Here is a 17388-nt window from a genome sequence, read left to right on the forward strand (position 1 = left end):
TACGCCAGCGAATGGACGCGTGCGCCCTGTTGAGGGAGTGCCCTGCCAGGCAGCTCACCGACAGACTGCAATCAGCTGTGGCGAATGTGCCTGTTCGCATGCGGAGGCGATTGCCGCGTGGTCTTGACCGGGACGATGAAGGTCGCTTGCTGCAGTTGCAGCCTGGAGTCGTAGTGACTCACCACCACCTTGACTGCCTTGGGCTTTTTCCGGAAGGCATACGGCCACTGTGCGCCGACCATCTGCTGGCCGATCTTCTGGCCTTCGGCGTCTTCCACGAGTTTGAGGTGCACCGGGTAATTGCCTGCGCCGCCATTGTCCGCATCGTTGGCATCGACCACATCGATATGGGCTTTTGAAAACGCCAGCGTCGACGGCCCGCCACCCTTGTAGTTGGCGCTGTCATCGAACCCGATGTTCCTGTAGCTGTAACTCACCAGCAGCACCTGCGTGGGCCGCCAGGATCCACCGCCATCGTCATGGATTTTCACCCTGGCCGGGCGCACGGCATCGATAGTGAACTGCCACTCGCCCGGAACGATCCATTGCTGCCCTGGCCGATAGGCTTCACTGGACGGAGCAACGGCCTTTGCCGGCGTTGACGTCGGAGCCCGCACTGCGGCCGAGGCCTGCGTGATGCCGCACACCATTACGCTTGTAGCCATGAATACTCGCAGTGCCAGCCGCGTGCATTGGTTTTTTTTCTGCGTCATCTAGCTACAACCTTTCTGCGTGATCGGGTGAATTGCGTTGCCCGCAAATGCGGACGCCAGCCTGCAAGGTTCAGCGTCGTTATCTGCACTCCACGCTGCCTGCGATGAGTGCAGCCGGCGGCGCGAGGTTACATGACACCAGCAGCAGATCACTGACGACATCATGCTACAGCGTTGCTTATTTAGTCCGGCTTCACCCACGAACTCATGTAGCAAAAAAAGCCACTCGAGATTCACGCATTCGATAATCAGGTTGCAACACCAAAGATAATCCTGCCTACCCTGTTTGCGTTTGCTGGCAATTTTCGTCAGCAACGCATTGAACCTTGCCTGCACTGGCTGCGTATCGCATGGACGGTGGCAGGCGAATCGCGTCCTGTCTGCAATGGCACCTCGACCTGCATCGCTTCGGTTTGGACGACCGGCACATGCCCGGGTTGCAGTTGCCGCCCGAGCCCAGCGAGCGCAACAGGCTGCATCGATGCCTGCGTTATGACGGTCTCGAGCGACGCAGTGCCGGGTACGCCTGTGTAAAGACCGCGTGATGCATCCGCGCTGCATCTACCCGCGTATCCAGCACTACGATTGCCATCCAGGCAGTCGCTTACCCAAAGGATCGATGCCTCATGAAGACCTCATTCCAGTCGCTTGCCATTGCCACTGCCATTGCCCTGACCAGTGCCATGGCCCCCGCTTACGCCGCATCGAACCCGACCGTGGGCGGTGCGCCGATGCTGGTGACCAAGGACATCGTCGACAACGCCGTTAACTCCAAGGACCACACCACCCTGGTCGCCGCGGTCAAGGCCGCCGGCCTGGTCGACACGCTAAAGGGGCCGGGCCCGTTCACCGTGTTTGCCCCGACCAACGCCGCATTCGCCGCCCTGCCGGCCGGCACGGTGGAAACGCTGCTCAAGCCCGAATCCAAGCCCACGCTGACCAAGGTGCTGACCTATCACGTGGTACCGGGCAAGGTCGACGCCGCATCGCTGGTCGCCAAGATCAAGGCCGGCGGCGGCAGCGCCTCGCTGACCACCGTGCAGGGCGAGGCGTTGACCGCAAAGCTCAACGGCAAGAAGGTCACCATCACCGATGCCAAGGGCAACACCGCCAACGTCACCATTGCCGATGTCATGCAGAGCAATGGCGTGATCCACGTGGTCGACAAGGTGTTGATGCCGTAACGGCAGCTTGCTGCCTGACGCAGGCAGTCGCAGGCGCGTGACCTGCATCGGCGGAACGCAGCCAGGTTCCGTCGATGGGTCGACGACGATTTGCGCACGCCAGCAACGTTCAGAGCAGCTGCATTGCCGCAAGCACTCGGGTAAGCGTGGACGCTGCGCTCGACACCGGCAGGTACGGGTGGTACATGCCGATGTCGAACACCGACCGCGCCTGTCTGACCACCCTGCAGCAATCCTGTTTGTCGCTCTTGCCTGAAGTGATTGGCCGCGCTGGCGTTGCCCTACAACGCCGGCGCATCGGCTGCACAGCAACAGGCGCAGACACTGTTGCAGCGTTGTATCCGCGCGTGCCTGGAAACAGGCTCCAGGCAGCCCCACCACACCGCAAAGCGGCGGTGAGGGAACCACTGGCTCGCCAGTGGTTCCACTTGGTGTCTCGTTCTCCGACACCGTGCGCGTGCATTTGCACGCGCATTTTTTATGTCTTCACCATGCGCTCTGCAGCAACCGGTGCATCCAGCAACTGGCGCAGGTCCTCGACAAACCCGCGGTAGCCTTCCTCGCGCGCGGCCTCCGAGCCCTGCCGCAATACCCATGAAGGATGCACGGTGGTCAGCACCGGCGTGCCGTCGTCCAGCCGCTGCCACTGGCCGCGCTGCTGCATCAAGCGGAAGCCGTTCCCCAGCACCGCCTGTGCGGCGGTCGCGCCCAGGCAGACGATCTGCGCCGGACGCAGCTGCGCGCGTTCGGCATGCAACCAGCCGCTACAGGCCTGCACGTGCGACCGTTCCGGGTTGCGATGCAGACGCCGCTTGCCGCGTTGCTCGAAGCGGAAATGCTTGACCGCATTGGTCACGTAGACCGTGGCGCGGTCGATGCCGATCTCGCCCAGCGCCATATTGAACAAACGCCCGGCCGGCCCGACGAACGGACGCCCGCTCAGATCCTCTTCGTCGCCGGGCTGCTCGCCGATCACCATCACCGACGCATCGCTCGGCCCTTCGCCGAACACCGTTTGCGTTGCCGGTTGCCATAACGCACAGCGCCGGCAATCGCGCGCGGCCACGCGCAATTGCGCCAGGCTTTGCGTGGCCACTTCCGGGGTCGGCGTCGGCGCCACCGGCACTCGTCGCCGCACCGGCTCGGGCGCACGCTCGGCCATCTCGCGCACGCGCACACCCGCCTCGCGGATCAGCTCCGGCAACAGGCTCGCCTCGGGCAGGTTCTTCCAGTATTTCTGCGGCATTTCCTGCCGCATCATGGTTGGATTGAGCCGCGCCGGATTGAAGATATGCGCGTAATAGGTGCGCCAGAGCGTCTCCTGCGCATCTTCGGCCGGCACCTGGGTGCGCACGGCGCCTTCGCCGAACGTCAACGCCTCGCCGTCCCAGCGCACGCTGCGATACGGGGTGAGGATCGCCCAGCGCATACCGGCGAAGCGGCGCGCGAAAAACGGCGCCACCCGATCCACGATCCAATGTTCGGGCTCGAACCACGCCACGAAGTCTTCCTCTTCCACCGGCAAACGCCGAAAGCGCACGAACGCCTTCATCTTGTGCGTATCGCGCTGCACCGCCTTTTGCCACTGCATCACCCGATGCACATCGACATCGGTGGCCCGCTCCAGCAGCGCGCGCTCGCCGCAGGCCACACGCCACAACAGCCGGTACAGCACCGCATAGCGCTGCGGATCGCGGTGACACAGCACCGCTCCCGCCATCTGCAGGAACTCCGCCGACACCCGCGGCGCCGCAGCCACTGCCGGCAAATCCAGCAGCCCCTGCCCCATCAACAAGCCGCCCTGCGCTCCGCCATTCCACGCGATGGAGTCGGGCTCCACCTGCGCGCACCACCCCGCCCGCGCCAGCGCACGCCATGTTTCAAGGCTCCAGCCCGGCTCGACGTCAGCGTTGAACATCGCGGCGGTCGGGATGGAGAGGTGGGATTGGGGATTTAAGATTGGGGATTCGCAAAGCGTCGCGTTCCTGTGTCAGCACTGGCGTTCGGTGGCAGCTTTGCGCCTGATGCCATCCTTATCCGCGCTTCGGGCAGCTTGCCCGGCAACACGGCAGACGCCGGCGGACGCGGCGGAGCGCCGGATGCCGGCGGCCAGCTGCGGGTTCAATCGAACAAACTCGCCTGTCTGGGTGCCGGCGCCAGTTGCGCGCGCAAGCGCACCGGGTCGTCCAGGCGCTGGCGCGGATGATGGTCCAGCACGCTCACAAACGGCAGCAGCTTCTTCATCGGCACCCGCAACCGCGCCAGGTCGCCCACCCGCAAGCGCGCATGCCGGCGCGACAACAACAGGCGCTCCACATTGCGGGTGCCCAGGCCTGGCACCCGCAGCAGCATCTCGCGCGGCGCCGCGTTGAGATCCACTGGAAACCGCTCGGGATTGCGCAGCGCCCAGGCCAGCTTCGGATCCACGTCCAGATCGAGCATGCCGCTGGACTGCGCCGGTGCGATCTCCTCCACGCTGAACTCGTAGAAGCGCAGCAACCAGTCGGCCTGATACAGCCGGTGTTCGCGCTGCAACGGCGGTGCCTGCAGCGGCAATTTGGACGAGGCATCCGGGATCGGGCTGAAAGCCGAGTAATACACACGGCGCATCCGGTAATTGCCGTAGAGATTGTGGCTGGTGTCCAGGATGCTGCGGTCGTTGGCATCGTCGGCGCCGACGATCATCTGCGTGCTCTGCCCGGCCGGTGCAAAGCGCGGCGGCTTGGCGCGGCGCAGCTTTTCGGCCTTGCGCTCCAGCTGGTTTTCTTCGATGCGCCAACGCAGTTCGCCCATTGCCGAGCGGATGCCGCCGACACTTTTTTCCGGCGCCAGCAGCGTCAATCCCTGCTCGGTCGGCAGCTCCACGTTGATGCTCAGGCGGTCGGCGTAGCGGCCGGCGGCGGCCAGCAATTCCGGCGTCGCATCGGGGATGGTCTTGAGGTGGATGTAGCCGGCGAAATGATGCACTTCGCGCAGCTGCCGCGCCACTTCCACCAGCTGCTCCATCGTGTAATCGGAGTTGCGGATGATGCCGCTGGACAGGAACAGGCCTTCGATGTAATTGCGCTTGTAGAAGTCCAGCGTCAGCGTGACCACTTCTTCCGGCGTGAAGCGCGCACGGCGCACGTTGCTGGACACACGGTTGACGCAATACGCGCAATCGAACACGCAGAAATTGGTGAGCAGGATCTTCAACAGCGACACGCAGCGGCCGTCGGGCGTGTACGAGTGGCAGATGCCCATGCCCTCGGTGCTGCCGATCCCGCCGGTGCCAAGCGAATTGCGCTTGTTCGCGCCACTGGAGGCGCAGGACGCGTCGTATTTGGCCGCATCGGCCAGCACTGCGAGTTTGTCGAGGATTTTCACGCAAGCAGCATGTCGTGAAGGCGTCTCAGCCTATGAGACTGCACAGCACCTTCATCGTGAATGCTTCAGAGCGCTGCACTGCCGGCACTTGTCGGCAGCATGCCTTGTGGCTGCGCCGCTGGCTCTTGCGGGCAGCATGCCTTGTCGCTGCTGCGGGCCGGTGTGCCGTAGATACCAAGCCGTATCGCCATGGGTCTTGCCTGGTGTAGCCACCGCACCACAGCGGTTTGCAGCGGCAGTAACTGGCCACATGCCTTGGCTTGCAGGCGGCTGGGTGGTGCCTCGGGATTGCGGGGCCGGCATGCTGCCTGCCCCGTCGGTGACGGCGACGGTGCAGGCGTGCTGCGGTCGCCAGGGCTCAGGCGGCGACCGGGCCCGCAAACGCGCGATCATCGCCGGGATCGCCGTCGAACCGGTAGATATCCATCGCCAGAAATCCCGCATCGATGCCGGCATCGATGCGCTGTGCGCCGAGCCGGTCGACGCCGGCGGCGCCCATCGCCACGTACAGAGGCAACAGGTGCTCGTCGGTGGGATGCGCCCGTGCCGCATGCGGTGCCTGCCGGCGATAGTCCAGCAACGCGGCGATGTCGTCCTGCACCAGTTTGCGCTCGGTCCACTCGATGAAGGGCCGCACATAGGGCGCCTCGCGCTCGGCGCTGTAGCCATGGCGGAAGTCGTGCAGGTTATGGGTGATGCTGCCGGAGCCGATCACCAGCACCCCGTCTTCGCGCAGCGGCGCCAGCGCGCGGCCGACCGCAAACTGGTGCGCCGGCCCCAGCTCGGGCTGGATCGACACCGACACCACCGGGATGTCGGCGGCCGGATACAGCAGGCGCAGCGGCACCCACACGCCATGATCGAAGCCGCGCTGCGGATCCAGATGCGGATGCAGGCCGGCCTGTTCCAGCCGGCGCAGGATCTGCTGCGCCAGCGCCGGCTCGCCGGGCGCGGGATATTCCAGCTCGTACAGCGGCGCCGGGAAGCCGCCGAAGTCATGGATGGTGGGCGGCCGCGCCGCACCGCTGACCAGCGGGCGACGGCCCAGCCAGTGCGCGGACGCAACAACGATCGCGCGCGGCCGCGGCAAGGTCTGCGCGAGCTCGGCCAGGCGCTCGCCGACCGGCCCTGGCTGCAGCGCAGTCATCGGCGATCCGTGCGAGATGTACAGGGAAGGCAAACGGGTCATGGCGTACTCCTCGAAAGAACGACAGGCAGCCTCAACGCGCCGGCTTCAGCGCCCACGCGCCTTCGCCGAGCAGGGCTTGCACGATCAGCAACACCGCCCACAGCGCCGGGTATTCCCAGCCGCCGCCCGGATTGGAGAAACCGAAGCCGTTGCCGCCGTGCACGCTGACGATGGTGCCCAGCAGCAGCGGCACGCCCAGCAACCCGATCCAGCGCGCATAGATGCCCAGCAGCAAGGACAGGCCCAGGCCCAGTTCCAGCGCGATGGTGAGATAGGCCAGCGCGCCCGGCAGGCCCAGCGAGTGGAAATAGGCCACGGTGCCGGCCGGGGTGAACACCAGCAACTTGATCAGGCCATGGACCAGGAACAGCGCGCCCAGGCTGATGCGCAACAAGGCGGCGCCATAGGCAGCGGTACGCGGGGAAGCAAGCGAGGTGGACATTGGACGGACTCCAGTGAGGACCTGCACAGCCTATTACTTACAAATTTCTGATAAATAGTTTTAGTTCGGATAATTTATTGCGATCAAAGCAACAATCGGACATCCATGGATACCCTCGATGCGATGCGCGTGTTCGCAGCAGTGGCCGAACGCAGCGGTTTCAGTGCCGCCGCCGATGCGCTGGACCGCTCCACCGCCAGCGTGACCCGGCAGGTCGCCGCGCTCGAGCAACGGCTTGGTACCCGCCTGCTCAACCGCACCACCCGGCGGGTCAGCCTGACCAGCGCCGGCACCGCGTATTACCAGCGCTGTCTGCAACTGCTGGCCGACCTGGACGATCTGGAGGCCACGGTCGGCGCGCAGGCGCTGGAGCCGGCCGGGGTACTACGTGTCAACGCGCCGGTGAGCTATGGCATCGAGCGCCTGGCCGCGCTGCTGCCGGGCTTTTGCGCGCGCTACCCGCAGGTGGAACTGGACCTGTCGCTGTCGGACCGGCTGGTGGACATGGTCGAAGAAGGCTTCGATGTCGCCATCCGCATCACCCGACAGCCGGCGCCGACGCTGATTGCCCGGCGCCTGGGCACGGTCCGCCTGGTGCCCTGCGCGGCGCCGGCCTACCTGGCCCGTGCCGGCACCCCGATGCATCCGTCCGACCTGGCCGGCCACGACTGCCTGCTGTACCACTACTCGCCCAACGGCGACGAGGTGCGCTTCCATGGGCCCGATGGCGATAGCGATGTGCGCATCCACGGCAGCCTGCGCGCCAACAACGGGCATGTGCTGAGCGCGGCGGCGGTGGCCGGCCTGGGTATCGCGATGCAGCCGGACTTCCTGGCCGACGAGCACCTGGCCGCCGGCCGGCTGGTGCGCATCCTTCCGCAGTACGCACTAGGGGAGATCGGCATCTTTGCCGTCTATACCAGCCGCAGCCACCTGGCCCCGAAGGTGCGCAGCTTCATCGACTACCTGGTCGACAGCATGGGCGATCCCGGGCGCTGATGAGCCCGGCAACAGTACGTCCCGTCGATGGTCATTAACCTGACACGGCATGTGTGGTCACAATCGGGCCCCCTCGACCCACAGGACTGCGCATGAGCAAGATCGCCATCATCTACTTCAGCGGCTACGGCCACACCGTCAAACTGGCCGAGGCCGTGCATGCCGGCGCCGCCAGTGTCGGCGAGGCCACGCTGTACCGCATCGATCAGGACGGCAACCTGCCCGACGACGCCTGGGAGGCGATCGGCGCAGCCGACGCCATCATCTACGGCAGCCCCACCTATATGGGCGGGCCGGCGTGGCAGTTCAAGAAGTTTGCCGACGCCAGCTCCAAGCCGTGGTTTGCGCAGGCCTGGAAGGACAAGATCGCCGCCGGCTTCACCAACTCGGCCTCGGTGAACGGCGACAAGTACGCCACCATCCAGTATTTCTGGACGCTGTCGCAGCAGCACGGCCAGGTCTGGGTAGGTACCGGCCTGCTGCCGTCCAACACCAAGGCGCACGGTCCGCAGGACATCAACTGGACCGCCGGTTCGGCAGGCGCGCTGGCGATCTCGCCATCCGATGCCTCGCCGGAAGAAGCGCCGCGCAGCGGCGATCTGGAAACCGCCAAGCTGCTCGGCAAGCGCGTGGCTGAATTCGCCGGCAAGCTCAAGGGCTGAAGCGGCCAGTGGTAGCGCCTACGTAAGAACACCCGCGTATGGCGGTGGGCCCTGGCCTGCCGACATGCGCGGGGCTTGCGTGCAGTCGCGTCGCGCGCCCGGGTTTTTGCGCGCTGTGCTGCCGACCGCTTGGCTGTGCGACGTTTGCCTGTGCGCCCAGCGGACGCCACGGCAGCCCGCCAGCCGCCCATGGCGCGTCACCGCCCGGGCCACATCGTGCTAACGCGCGCCGCCGCATCCTCCCCTGACTTGTTCGCCGCACGGAGTTCCCTCCACCATGCAAACCCGCACGCTTGGCCGTTCCGGCCCCACCGTCTCTGCGCTCGGCCTCGGCTGTATGGGCATGAGCGCGTTCTACGGCGATCGCAGCGACGAGGCCGGCTCGATCGCGGTGATCCATCGTGCCCTCGACCACGGCGTCAGCCTGCTCGACACCGCCGACATGTACGGCCCGCACACCAATGAAATCCTGGTCGGCAAGGCCATTGCCGCGCGCCGTCACGAGGTGTTTCTGGCCACCAAGTTCGGCATCAAGCTCGACCCCAACGACCCGTCGGTGCGCGGCATCGACGGCAGCCCGGACTATGTGCAAGCGGCCTGCGAAGCCAGCCTGCGCCGCCTAGGCGTGGAGCACATCGACCTGTACTACCAGCACCGCGTGGACCCCAACGTGCCGATCGAAGACACCGTCGGTGCGATGTCGCGTCTGGTCGAACAGGGCAAGGTGCGTTTCCTGGGGCTGTCGGAAGCCGCTGCAGCCACCATCCGCCGTGCGCATGCGGTGCATCCCATCACCGCGGTGCAGACCGAATACTCGCTGTGGTCGCGCGAGCCGGAGGACAACGGCGTCTTCGCCACCGTGCGCGAGCTCGGGATCGGATTCGTTCCGTATTCGCCGCTGGGCCGCGGGTTCCTGACCGGCGCATTCGCCTCGCCGGACGACTTCGAGGCCGACGATTACCGTCGCCATTCGCCGCGTTTCCAGGGCGAGAACTTCACCCGCAACCTGCAACTGGTGGAGCAGGTCAAGGCGATCGCCGCCGACAAGGGCATCACGCCGGGGCAGCTGGCGCTGGCCTGGGTGCTGGCGCAGGGCCAGGACCTGGTGCCGATCCCGGGCACCAAGCGGCTGGCCTACCTGGAAGAAAACCTGGGCGCGCTCGATGTGGCGCTGATGCCGGACGAGCTCGCACGCATCGATGCGATCTTCCCGTTGCAGGCCGCATCCGGTACGCGGTATCCGGAAGCGATGATGGGCGCGCTCAGCCGCTGAGCGTGCTCACGTGAGTGCACGCAGTCGCAGCTGTGCGGCGATTGCGTGCGCTCACGCCATCGCACCGGTATGGCTCGCACACTTGGCATCACCACCGTCCGAGTGCCACGTCCTGCCATGCTGTCGTTCGTAATCCCCGCCCATGACGAGGCCGCGCTGATCGGCCAGACGCTGCAATGCCTGCAGGCCTGTGCGCAGGCCATGCAGCTGGACTACGAGGTCATCTTGGTGGCCGATGCCTGCGAGGACGACACCGCCGCCATCGCGCGCGCGGCCGGTGCGCAGGTGCTGGAGGTGCAACTGCGCCATATTGCCGCCACCCGCAATGCCGGCGCGCAGCAGGCGCAAGGCGATCGCCTGCTGTTTCTGGACGCCGATACGCTGATCAACCCGCAGGTGGTCGGCGCGGCGCTGGCGGCGCTGGATAACGGCGCGGTCGGCGGTGGCGCGCAGGTGCATCTGCAGGGCAGGCGCGCCTGGTTCGAACGCATGGCGCAGGCGACGTTCGGCTGGCTGTTCCGTCTCAGCGGCATTGCCCCGGGCTGCTTCCTGTTCTGCACGCGCGCGGCATACGTCAGCGCCGGCGGCTTCGATACGCGTTACTACGCCGGCGAAGACGTGGCATTGAGTCGCGCGCTGGCACGCTGCGGGCGGTTCGTGATCCTGCGCCAGACCGTACACACCTCCGACCGCAAGCTGCGCAGTTTTTCCAAGCGCGAGCACCTGAGCCTGCTGCTGCGCTTTCTATGGCGCGGGCGCGGCATGCTGCAGACCCGCGATGCGCTGGGTTTCTGGTACCAGCGCCGGCGCTGAACCGCGCGTGTCCGCCGGCTGCCAGGCCGGCCGCGCGCTGCCATCGCGTCGGGACGTGGCGACGGCGGCAATTTACACTGGTATGTCTGTTTTTCGTTTCCGAGTTGTACTCGCATGGCTCTTCTGCACCGCCCTGTCCTGATCGCTGCGCTGTCGGCTGCCCTGCTGAGCACCGCCGCGTGCCACCGCGATGGCACCTCACCGGCAACGACGGGGCACGCCAAGCCCGCGCCCACCACGCCCAAGCTGGGCGATTTCGGTTTCGATGCGGCAGGCATGGACCGCAGCGTGGCACCAGGCGACGACTTCTTCAGCTACGCCAGCGGCAACTGGGTCAGGACCACCCAGATCCCGGACGACCGCTCCAGCTTCAACAGCTTCGTCAGTATCGCGATCGAGACCGAGCAGCACAGCCGCGACATCATCGAAGGCGCCGCCGCCAACGACCGTGTCACCGGCGAAGACAAGCAGATTGGCGATTACTACGCGGCCTATATGGACGAAGCCGGCATCGAGGCCAAGGGCGTGCGCCCGGTGCAACCGGAACTGGATGCGATCGCGCAGCTGGATGACAAGCAGGCGCTGGCGCGCACCCTGGGCGGCCAGCTACGCGCCGATGTGGATCTTCTCAACTCAACCAACTTCCACACCGACCGGCTGTTCGGTCTGTGGATCTCGCAGGATCTGCATCATCCGGGCCGCTACGTGCCATATCTGGTGCAGGGCGGCCTGGGCATGCCGGACCGCAGCTTCTATCTGGACGACGGGCGCATGACGCAGATGCGCGACGCCTACCGCGCGCACATCGTCAAGCTGCTTGAACTGGCCGGCATCGACGACGCGGCGGCCAGGGCCGAGCGCATCCTGACCCTGGAAACCGCGATGGCACGCGTGCATGCCACCGCCGAACAGACCAACAACGTGCAGGCCGGCGCCAACCCCTGGAAACAGGCCGATTTCGCGCGCAACGCGCCCGGCCTGGACTGGGCGCCGTTCTTTGAAGCGGCCGGCCTGAAGGCGCAGCCGGACTTCATCGTCTGGCAGCCCGGCGCGGTGACCGGGTTGTCGGCGCTGGTGCGCTCCGAGTCGCTGCAGACCTGGAAGGATTATCTGAGCTTTCGCGCCCTGGACCGCGCCTCGCCGTATCTGTCCAAGGCCTTTGCCGACGAGCGCTTTGCGTTCTACGGCACCACGCTGGAAGGCACACCGCAACAACGGCAGCGCTGGAAGCGCGGCATCGACGCCACCAACGCGGCCCTGGGCGAAGCGGTGGGCGAGCGCTACGTGCAGAAGTACGTCAGCGCCCAGACCAAGACGCGTGCCGAGGAGATGGTCAGGAACATCGTCACCGCCTTCGGCAAACGCATCGATGCGCTGGAGTGGATGAGCCCGCAGACCAAACAGCATGCCAAGGCCAAGATTTCCGGGCTGACAGTGGCGGTGGGTTATCCGGACACCTGGCGCGACTACAGCGCGCTGGATGTGCGCCGCGACGACGCGCTGGGCAATGTGCAGCGCGCCGAGCTGTTCGAGTACCGGCGCAATCTGGCCAAGCTGGGCAAGGCCGTGGATCACCGCGAGTGGTACATGCTGCCGCAGGAGGTCAACGCGCTGAACGTACCGCTGGAAAACCGCCTGCTGTTTCCGGCCGCGATCCTGCAGCCGCCGTTCTTCGATCCGGCCGCAGACGATGCGGTGAACTACGGCGCCATTGGCGCGGTGATCGGCCACGAGATCAGCCACAGCTTCGACAACATGGGCGCGCAGTTCGACGAACATGGCGAACTGCACAACTGGTGGACGCCGCAGGACCTGAAAAAGTTCGAGGCCGCCGGCAATGCGCTTGCCGCGCAGTTCAGTGCGTACAAGCCGTTCGACGACCTGAGCGTCAATGGCAAGCTGACGCTGGGTGAGAACATCGCCGATGTCGCCGGCCTGGCCACTGCCTACGACGCCTATCAGCTGTCGCTGCGGGGCAAAAAGCCGCAGACCATCGACGGTTTCAGCCCGGACCAGCGCTTTTTCCTGGGCTTTGCCCAGGCCTGGCGCGGCAAGTACCGCGATGCGGCGCTACGCAATGCTGTGCTCACCGACGTGCACGCACCTGGACGCTTCCGCGCGCAGACCGTGCGCAACCTCGATGCCTGGTATCCGGCGTTCAATGTGCAGCAAGGCGAGCAGTTGTACCTGCCGCCCGAGCAACGGGTGCGGATCTGGTAGCCAGCCCCCGCGTCACACCATCGCCCTGCACACCAGGCAAGCACCCGCACTCACCGCGCCCCGGGCCACTCCAGCAACATCGTCTGCGGCAGCTGCATGCGGCGGCAGGCGCGTGCGGACAGCCCGTCGCGTAGCGCGATGCGGAACAAGGGCGACAGGCTGCGCAGCAGCCGCGCCGACGCATGTGCCTGTGCGCGCTGTGTGGTGGTGCGGCCGAGCATGTCGCTGGCCCAGCCCGGCAACAGGGCGGTACCGGCACCGAGAAACACCCCGCGCGACAGACCGGCCGCCGGCACCGGCAGCTGGATGCTGGTGAGGATGTCGAGCACTTCGCGCGAGCGCGTGTCCATGCGCAATTGCCCGCGCACGGTGGCGAAATACGCACCGACCTGTGCTTCGCTGGCGGGCACATCGGCGGCGCCCAGCGCTTCGGCGACGCGGCGCGCTTCGTCGTAGTAACGATCGGCGATGTGCGCTGGCACGTCGCGGCAATAGCGTCGGCAGCCCTGCAGAAAACCATAGGCTTCGGTGACGTGCACCCAGGTCAGCAACTGCGGGTCGTTGGCGTCGTAAGGCACGCCGTCGGCGGTGTGGCCGTGGATATGCGAATGGATGCTGCGCACGCGGGCGATCAATTGCTCGGCCTCGGCGCGCGGAGCGTAGGTAGTGCCGGCGACGAAGTTGGTGGTGCGCCGCAGCCGCCCGATCAGGTCGGCGCGGAAGTTGGAATGGTCGTAGACCCCGGCCAGCGCACGTGGGTGCAGCAGCTGCAGCATCAATGCGCACAGCCCGCCGGACAACATGCCGGGGAATTCGGAATGCACGCGCCAGGTGACGCTGTCGGGCCCGAAGATGCCGGGATCTCCGAGTGGCTGGTCGTAGTCGATGGTGCTCTGGCCACGCGGAAACGCGCCCAGCACCCAGCGATGGATCTGCCTGGCGGCGGGAGCAGTGAGGGTACGCAGGACGGCTGACATGCGCGCAAGGATACCTAGGCGGTTGCAAGACCGCGTCGTGGCGCTGAGGGGCTGGGATTGGGGATTGGGGATTTGGGATTGGTGAAAGGCGGCGGCGTGTGCGCTGCTTGTATCCATGCGCGCCGACATTCTCGGCGGGTGCTTGCCCGCCTGTCGCTGGACCTTGCGCGGCATGCATGCTTGCGCGGCGCTCACGCGATCTGTACGCCGGACTGGGTCGCGCCGGTCGCAACCGCCACGGCTGTAATCACGCAGGCGCGGGTGTGCAGTGCAGCAAGAATGGCGGCGCACTGCAGCTGCAGCCGGCCGGCAAACGCTGCAAAGCGCCTGAATACCGCGATTTGTGCGCCGGTGCGCAGGATTGGCTGGCCTTCGGCGCATAGCAGGCATTGCCAAGCACGGCGAAAGTGCTAGAACTAGGGCCGTCCGCGCACCGGCCTGCATCACTGCCAGCCGCTGCCCGGTCGCTCCAGGGCACCGGCGCGTTGCCGGGTGCAGCAAGTCGTTCGTACCAGCCATCCGTCAGGAGCTTGTCATGATCGCTTTGTTCCAGGGTTTGGGCCTGCTATTGCAGGACAACGCACTCCATCGGCTCTCCTTCGACGAGCAGGTCGCGCACTGGCGCGAAAAGACCGACGAACAGCTCGACCAGGAGCTCAATCTGCTCAAGGTGGCCAAGAAACAGTGGGTGATCGCCTCGATCATCGGCTGGCAGGCAATCTCGCTGGTGTTGCTGGGCGTGATTACCCACCAGCTCTGGCAGAACGACTACCACCTCACCTTCAGCCGCGTGGTGATCATCTTTACCTCGTGGGCCTCGATCCTGTTCGTCATGTGGTACATCGCCGATCTGTTCGACCACAGCGCCGGTTTCGAACGCTGGCTGCGCGCCTTCAACAGTCGCGCACGGGTCACCCCGGATGCCGACTCGGTCGAATGCGTGGCCGATGCGCTGGACATGACACGCCGTTATCCGGAAGTGCTGCGCTACAAGCAGGAGGTCAGTTCCAGGCGCGAATTGCGCCACGAGGACATCGTCAACATGCGCGAGATGGGGCGGCTGCGTCGCTACACCGAACTGTTGCGTGATCTGGACCGCTTCGATGGTGCGCCGCGGCTGGTGGCCAATACCGCTCCCCACAGTGCGGCGGCGGGGACGCTGGCGTAGCGGTTTGTGATGGATGCGGTGGTTGCCGCAAGGCATCGGCGAGGCCGCGCGTCGGGCGAAACGGCCTGATTGATGCGCCCGATGTCCGATCGCAACACGGCGTGCGCTGCCAGGCGGCGCCAATCGCTGCACTCAATGGCGTGCGTGGCGACCAACAAAAAACGGCCGGTGCAGTGCACCGGCCGTTTTTTGTTTGCGGCGCCCGGAGACAGACGCCTTGTTTCAGCAGCAATCAGCGATCAGGCGCTCACGCCTGCGCGACGGCCTTCTCCACCGACGGGGTGCGCCAGCCGCTGCGCACGCCCCAGATGTAGAACACCGCGCCGACTGCAGCCACTACCGCAAGATCGGTGCCGTAGCTGAGATAGCCATGGCCGCCGAAGTCGCTGCTGCCGGCCCAGGACAGCAGCGCGATCGTCGGCAGGTAGCAGATCATCCAGGCCGCGCCCTTGAGGTTGCGGCCAAGGTCCGGCCAGCCCTGCTTGGCCTGGTAGTAGCAGTACACCGGCAGCGCCACGACCATCAGCAGGATGATCTCGCCGGTCAGCGGCCAGCGCGCCCAGTACAGCAGCTCGGTCGCCATCACGAAGGCCACGCCGGCCAGCACCGGCAGCGCGGCGATGCGCAGCGGGCGATGCAGCTCCGGCGCGTGCCGACGTAGCGCCATCGCGCTGATCGGGCCGGTGAGGTAGGAAATGATGGTCGCCACCGAGATCACCGCTGCCAGCGTGCCCCAGCCGCGGAAGAAGAACAGGAACACGAACGACACCGCCAGGTTGAAGAACATCGCCATGCGCGGCACGCCCCAGACCGGGTGCAGCTTGCCCAGCACCGACGGCATGGTGCCGTTCTTTTCCATGCCGTAGACCATGCGCGCGGTGGTGGCGGTATAGGTGATGCCGGTGCCGCTGGGGCTGACGAACGCATCGATGTACAGCAGCATCGCCAGCCAATGCAGGTTGACGATGATGGCCAGCTCGGCGAACGGCGAGCGGAAATCGATGCCGTGCCAGCCGGCCTTGGCCAGCAGGTCCGGCGGCACCGCGCCGATATAGGCCACCTGCAGGATCACGTAGACCACCGTGGCCAGCGCGATCGAGCCCAGCACCGCGAACGGAATGCTGCGGCCCGGGTTGCGCGCTTCACCGGCCAGGTTCACCGGACTCTGGAAACCGTTGAAGCTGAAGACGATGCCGGCGGTAGCCACTGCGGTGAGCACCGCGGCCAGGTCGATCACGTGCGCATCGCCGTGGATGCCGACGCTGAAGTTTTCGCTATGGAAGCCGCTGGCGATCAAGGCCACGCCGGTCGCCGCCGGCACCACCAGCTTGAACACGGTGATCAGGGTATTGGAGCGCGCGAACAGCTTGACGCTCCAGAAATTGAGGAAGAAATACACCAGCACCAGCACCGCCGAGATCAGCAGCCCGGGCACCGACAACTCCCCCGCCCCACCGGGTGCCTGCACATACAGGCCCTGCGCCCAGGCCCATGGCCAGGAGGCCATGTACTGCACCGAAGCCTCGGCCTCGACCGGGATCACCGACACGATCGCGATCCAGTTGGCCCAGCCGGCGATGAAGCCCACCAGCGAGCCGTGCGAGTAATGGCTGTAGCGCACCATGCCGCCGGACTCGGGGAACATCGCGCCCAGTTCCGCGTAGGACAGCGCGATGGTGGTGATGATCGCCGCGCCCAGAATCCAGGCCCAGATCGCGCCGGGGCCGGCCAGGCCGGCAGCGCGCCAGGCACCGAACAGCCAGCCGGAACCGATGATCGAGCCCAGGCCGGTGAGCATGAGGGCGAAGGGGCCAACGTCGCGGCGTAGCGATTGTTCGGACATGAGAAGCCTGGCAGTGAGGACGCCGTGAACCGGCAACAAGCCCGCAATGATCGCAGAAGCGGCCGCTGATCGTCAGTGCGTATTCAGGCTTGCGTCCGGTTGCAGCATGGCTTGCTACATAGCTGAAGCGTGTTTCCGCCGAGCCAGACCCGCAATGCCCGCTCAGCCATGGCAGTCGGCGCTGGGCGCGCTGGTATCCACACAGGTATGCGCCTGACGCGGAATGCCGCGCAGTTCGCGCACCTGCCCCGGTGTCAGCGCAAAGCTGTCCAGCGTCCTGCGTGCGCAGGCCGGCATGCCCGTTGTGTTGCCCGCGGCAGGCGCGGCGCAGTGTTCCTCGTACACCAGGTAATGGCAGCGACCGCTGCTGCTGGCCAGGCAGTGCACATTGAGGTCGGTAGCGGTGGCCAGGGTCTTGCTGAAGATCACGTCCTGGCCATTGCTGGTGGCGCGGGTGATGGAGGTGGTGCCGTTGCGGTCGTGGCAACCGGCCAAGGCAAGCAGGCAATACACGAGGGAGGCGATCAGGCGCATATCAG

The 17388-nt window shown here is 66.0% G+C and carries 14 protein-coding genes and 1 pseudogene; 7 read left to right on the plus strand and 8 right to left on the minus strand.

The features are described from left to right. Positions 1-71: 71 nt before the first annotated feature. Positions 72-713 carry a hypothetical protein gene (locus tag AC1PLA_RS18060; protein WP_481105065.1) on the minus strand — a complete coding sequence of 214 codons (642 nt, stop codon included), beginning with the start codon at positions 711-713 and terminating at the stop codon, positions 72-74. Between the two features lie 626 nt (positions 714-1339). Here AC1PLA_RS18060 and AC1PLA_RS18065 point away from each other — a divergent pair. After that, complete coding sequence (locus AC1PLA_RS18065; RefSeq protein WP_047129402.1) at positions 1340-1897, plus strand: fasciclin domain-containing protein; 558 nt, start codon at positions 1340-1342, stop codon at positions 1895-1897. A 478-nt stretch (positions 1898-2375) separates the two neighbouring features. Here the strand turns inward: AC1PLA_RS18065 and AC1PLA_RS18070 are convergent, their stop codons facing one another. The 4 genes from AC1PLA_RS18070 to AC1PLA_RS18085 form a co-directional block, all read right to left on the minus strand. After that, positions 2376-3815 carry a UdgX family uracil-DNA binding protein gene (locus AC1PLA_RS18070; RefSeq protein WP_104599939.1) on the minus strand — a complete coding sequence of 480 codons (1440 nt, stop codon included), beginning with the start codon at positions 3813-3815 and terminating at the stop codon, positions 2376-2378. Positions 3816-4018: 203 nt separating this feature from the next. Further along, on the minus strand, positions 4019-5263 hold the full coding sequence (locus tag AC1PLA_RS18075) for a putative DNA modification/repair radical SAM protein (RefSeq protein ID WP_016900902.1): 1245 nt from the start codon (positions 5261-5263) through the stop codon (positions 4019-4021). Between the two features lie 358 nt (positions 5264-5621). Continuing rightward, on the minus strand, positions 5622-6452 hold the full coding sequence (locus AC1PLA_RS18080) for a dioxygenase family protein (RefSeq protein ID WP_481105066.1): 831 nt from the start codon (positions 6450-6452) through the stop codon (positions 5622-5624). 31 nt (positions 6453-6483) lie between these two features. Then, positions 6484-6894 (minus strand): DoxX family protein, encoded by a 411-nt coding sequence (locus AC1PLA_RS18085; protein ID WP_039518743.1) that lies wholly within the window; start codon positions 6892-6894, stop codon positions 6484-6486. A gap of 105 nt (positions 6895-6999) precedes the next feature. Between AC1PLA_RS18085 and AC1PLA_RS18090 the strand changes: the two genes are divergently transcribed. The 5 genes from AC1PLA_RS18090 (at position 7000) to AC1PLA_RS18110 (ending at position 12861) form a co-directional block, all read left to right on the plus strand. Then, on the plus strand, positions 7000-7893 hold the full coding sequence (locus AC1PLA_RS18090) for a LysR family transcriptional regulator (RefSeq protein ID WP_047127395.1): 894 nt from the start codon (positions 7000-7002) through the stop codon (positions 7891-7893). A 92-nt stretch (positions 7894-7985) separates the two neighbouring features. Then, a complete protein-coding gene (locus tag AC1PLA_RS18095) occupies positions 7986-8555 on the plus strand; it encodes a flavodoxin family protein (protein WP_039518741.1) in 570 nt (189 codons plus the stop codon). Positions 8556-8832: 277 nt separating this feature from the next. Continuing rightward, complete coding sequence (locus AC1PLA_RS18100) at positions 8833-9828, plus strand: aldo/keto reductase (RefSeq protein ID WP_024940767.1); 996 nt, start codon at positions 8833-8835, stop codon at positions 9826-9828. A gap of 117 nt (positions 9829-9945) precedes the next feature. Continuing rightward, complete coding sequence (locus AC1PLA_RS18105) at positions 9946-10641, plus strand: glycosyltransferase (protein ID WP_104599937.1); 696 nt, start codon at positions 9946-9948, stop codon at positions 10639-10641. 150 nt (positions 10642-10791) lie between these two features. Continuing rightward, positions 10792-12861 (plus strand): M13 family metallopeptidase, encoded by a 2070-nt coding sequence (locus AC1PLA_RS18110; RefSeq protein WP_481106229.1) that lies wholly within the window; start codon positions 10792-10794, stop codon positions 12859-12861. A 50-nt stretch (positions 12862-12911) separates the two neighbouring features. Here AC1PLA_RS18110 and AC1PLA_RS18115 read toward each other — a convergent pair whose 3' ends face one another. Then, positions 12912-13838 carry an oxygenase MpaB family protein gene (locus AC1PLA_RS18115; RefSeq protein ID WP_481105067.1) on the minus strand — a complete coding sequence of 309 codons (927 nt, stop codon included), beginning with the start codon at positions 13836-13838 and terminating at the stop codon, positions 12912-12914. 446 nt (positions 13839-14284) lie between these two features. On the opposite strand from AC1PLA_RS18115, the pseudogene AC1PLA_RS18120 reads away from it, so the two are divergent. Beyond that, a pseudogene (locus AC1PLA_RS18120) lies at positions 14285-15006 on the plus strand (hypothetical protein). 247 nt (positions 15007-15253) lie between these two features. Here AC1PLA_RS18120 and AC1PLA_RS18125 read toward each other — a convergent pair. Both AC1PLA_RS18125 and AC1PLA_RS18130 read right to left on the minus strand, forming a co-directional pair. Further along, positions 15254-16849 carry an APC family permease gene (locus tag AC1PLA_RS18125; protein WP_024940772.1) on the minus strand — a complete coding sequence of 532 codons (1596 nt, stop codon included), beginning with the start codon at positions 16847-16849 and terminating at the stop codon, positions 15254-15256. 162 nt (positions 16850-17011) lie between these two features. Next, positions 17012-17383, minus strand: coding sequence for a hypothetical protein (locus AC1PLA_RS18130; protein ID WP_481105068.1), 372 nt, complete (start codon positions 17381-17383; stop codon positions 17012-17014). Positions 17384-17388: the final 5 nt, after the last annotated feature.

This window comes from Xanthomonas sp. NCPPB 1826, assembly GCF_056725285.1.

Coding starts and splice junctions, on each gene's coding strand:
- AC1PLA_RS18060 (WP_481105065.1), bottom strand. CDS start 713: ATGACGCAGAAAAAAAACCAATGCACGCGGCTGGCACTGCGAGTATTC.
- AC1PLA_RS18065 (WP_047129402.1), top strand. CDS start 1,340: ATGAAGACCTCATTCCAGTCGCTTGCCATTGCCACTGCCATTGCCCTG.
- AC1PLA_RS18070 (WP_104599939.1), bottom strand. CDS start 3,815: ATGTTCAACGCTGACGTCGAGCCGGGCTGGAGCCTTGAAACATGGCGT.
- AC1PLA_RS18080 (WP_481105066.1), bottom strand. CDS start 6,452: ATGACCCGTTTGCCTTCCCTGTACATCTCGCACGGATCGCCGATGACT.
- AC1PLA_RS18085 (WP_039518743.1), bottom strand. CDS start 6,894: ATGTCCACCTCGCTTGCTTCCCCGCGTACCGCTGCCTATGGCGCCGCC.
- AC1PLA_RS18090 (WP_047127395.1), top strand. CDS start 7,000: ATGGATACCCTCGATGCGATGCGCGTGTTCGCAGCAGTGGCCGAACGC.
- AC1PLA_RS18095 (WP_039518741.1), top strand. CDS start 7,986: ATGAGCAAGATCGCCATCATCTACTTCAGCGGCTACGGCCACACCGTC.
- AC1PLA_RS18100 (WP_024940767.1), top strand. CDS start 8,833: ATGCAAACCCGCACGCTTGGCCGTTCCGGCCCCACCGTCTCTGCGCTC.
- AC1PLA_RS18105 (WP_104599937.1), top strand. CDS start 9,946: ATGCTGTCGTTCGTAATCCCCGCCCATGACGAGGCCGCGCTGATCGGC.
- AC1PLA_RS18115 (WP_481105067.1), bottom strand. CDS start 13,838: ATGTCAGCCGTCCTGCGTACCCTCACTGCTCCCGCCGCCAGGCAGATC.
- AC1PLA_RS18125 (WP_024940772.1), bottom strand. CDS start 16,849: ATGTCCGAACAATCGCTACGCCGCGACGTTGGCCCCTTCGCCCTCATG.
- AC1PLA_RS18130 (WP_481105068.1), bottom strand. CDS start 17,383: ATGCGCCTGATCGCCTCCCTCGTGTATTGCCTGCTTGCCTTGGCCGGT.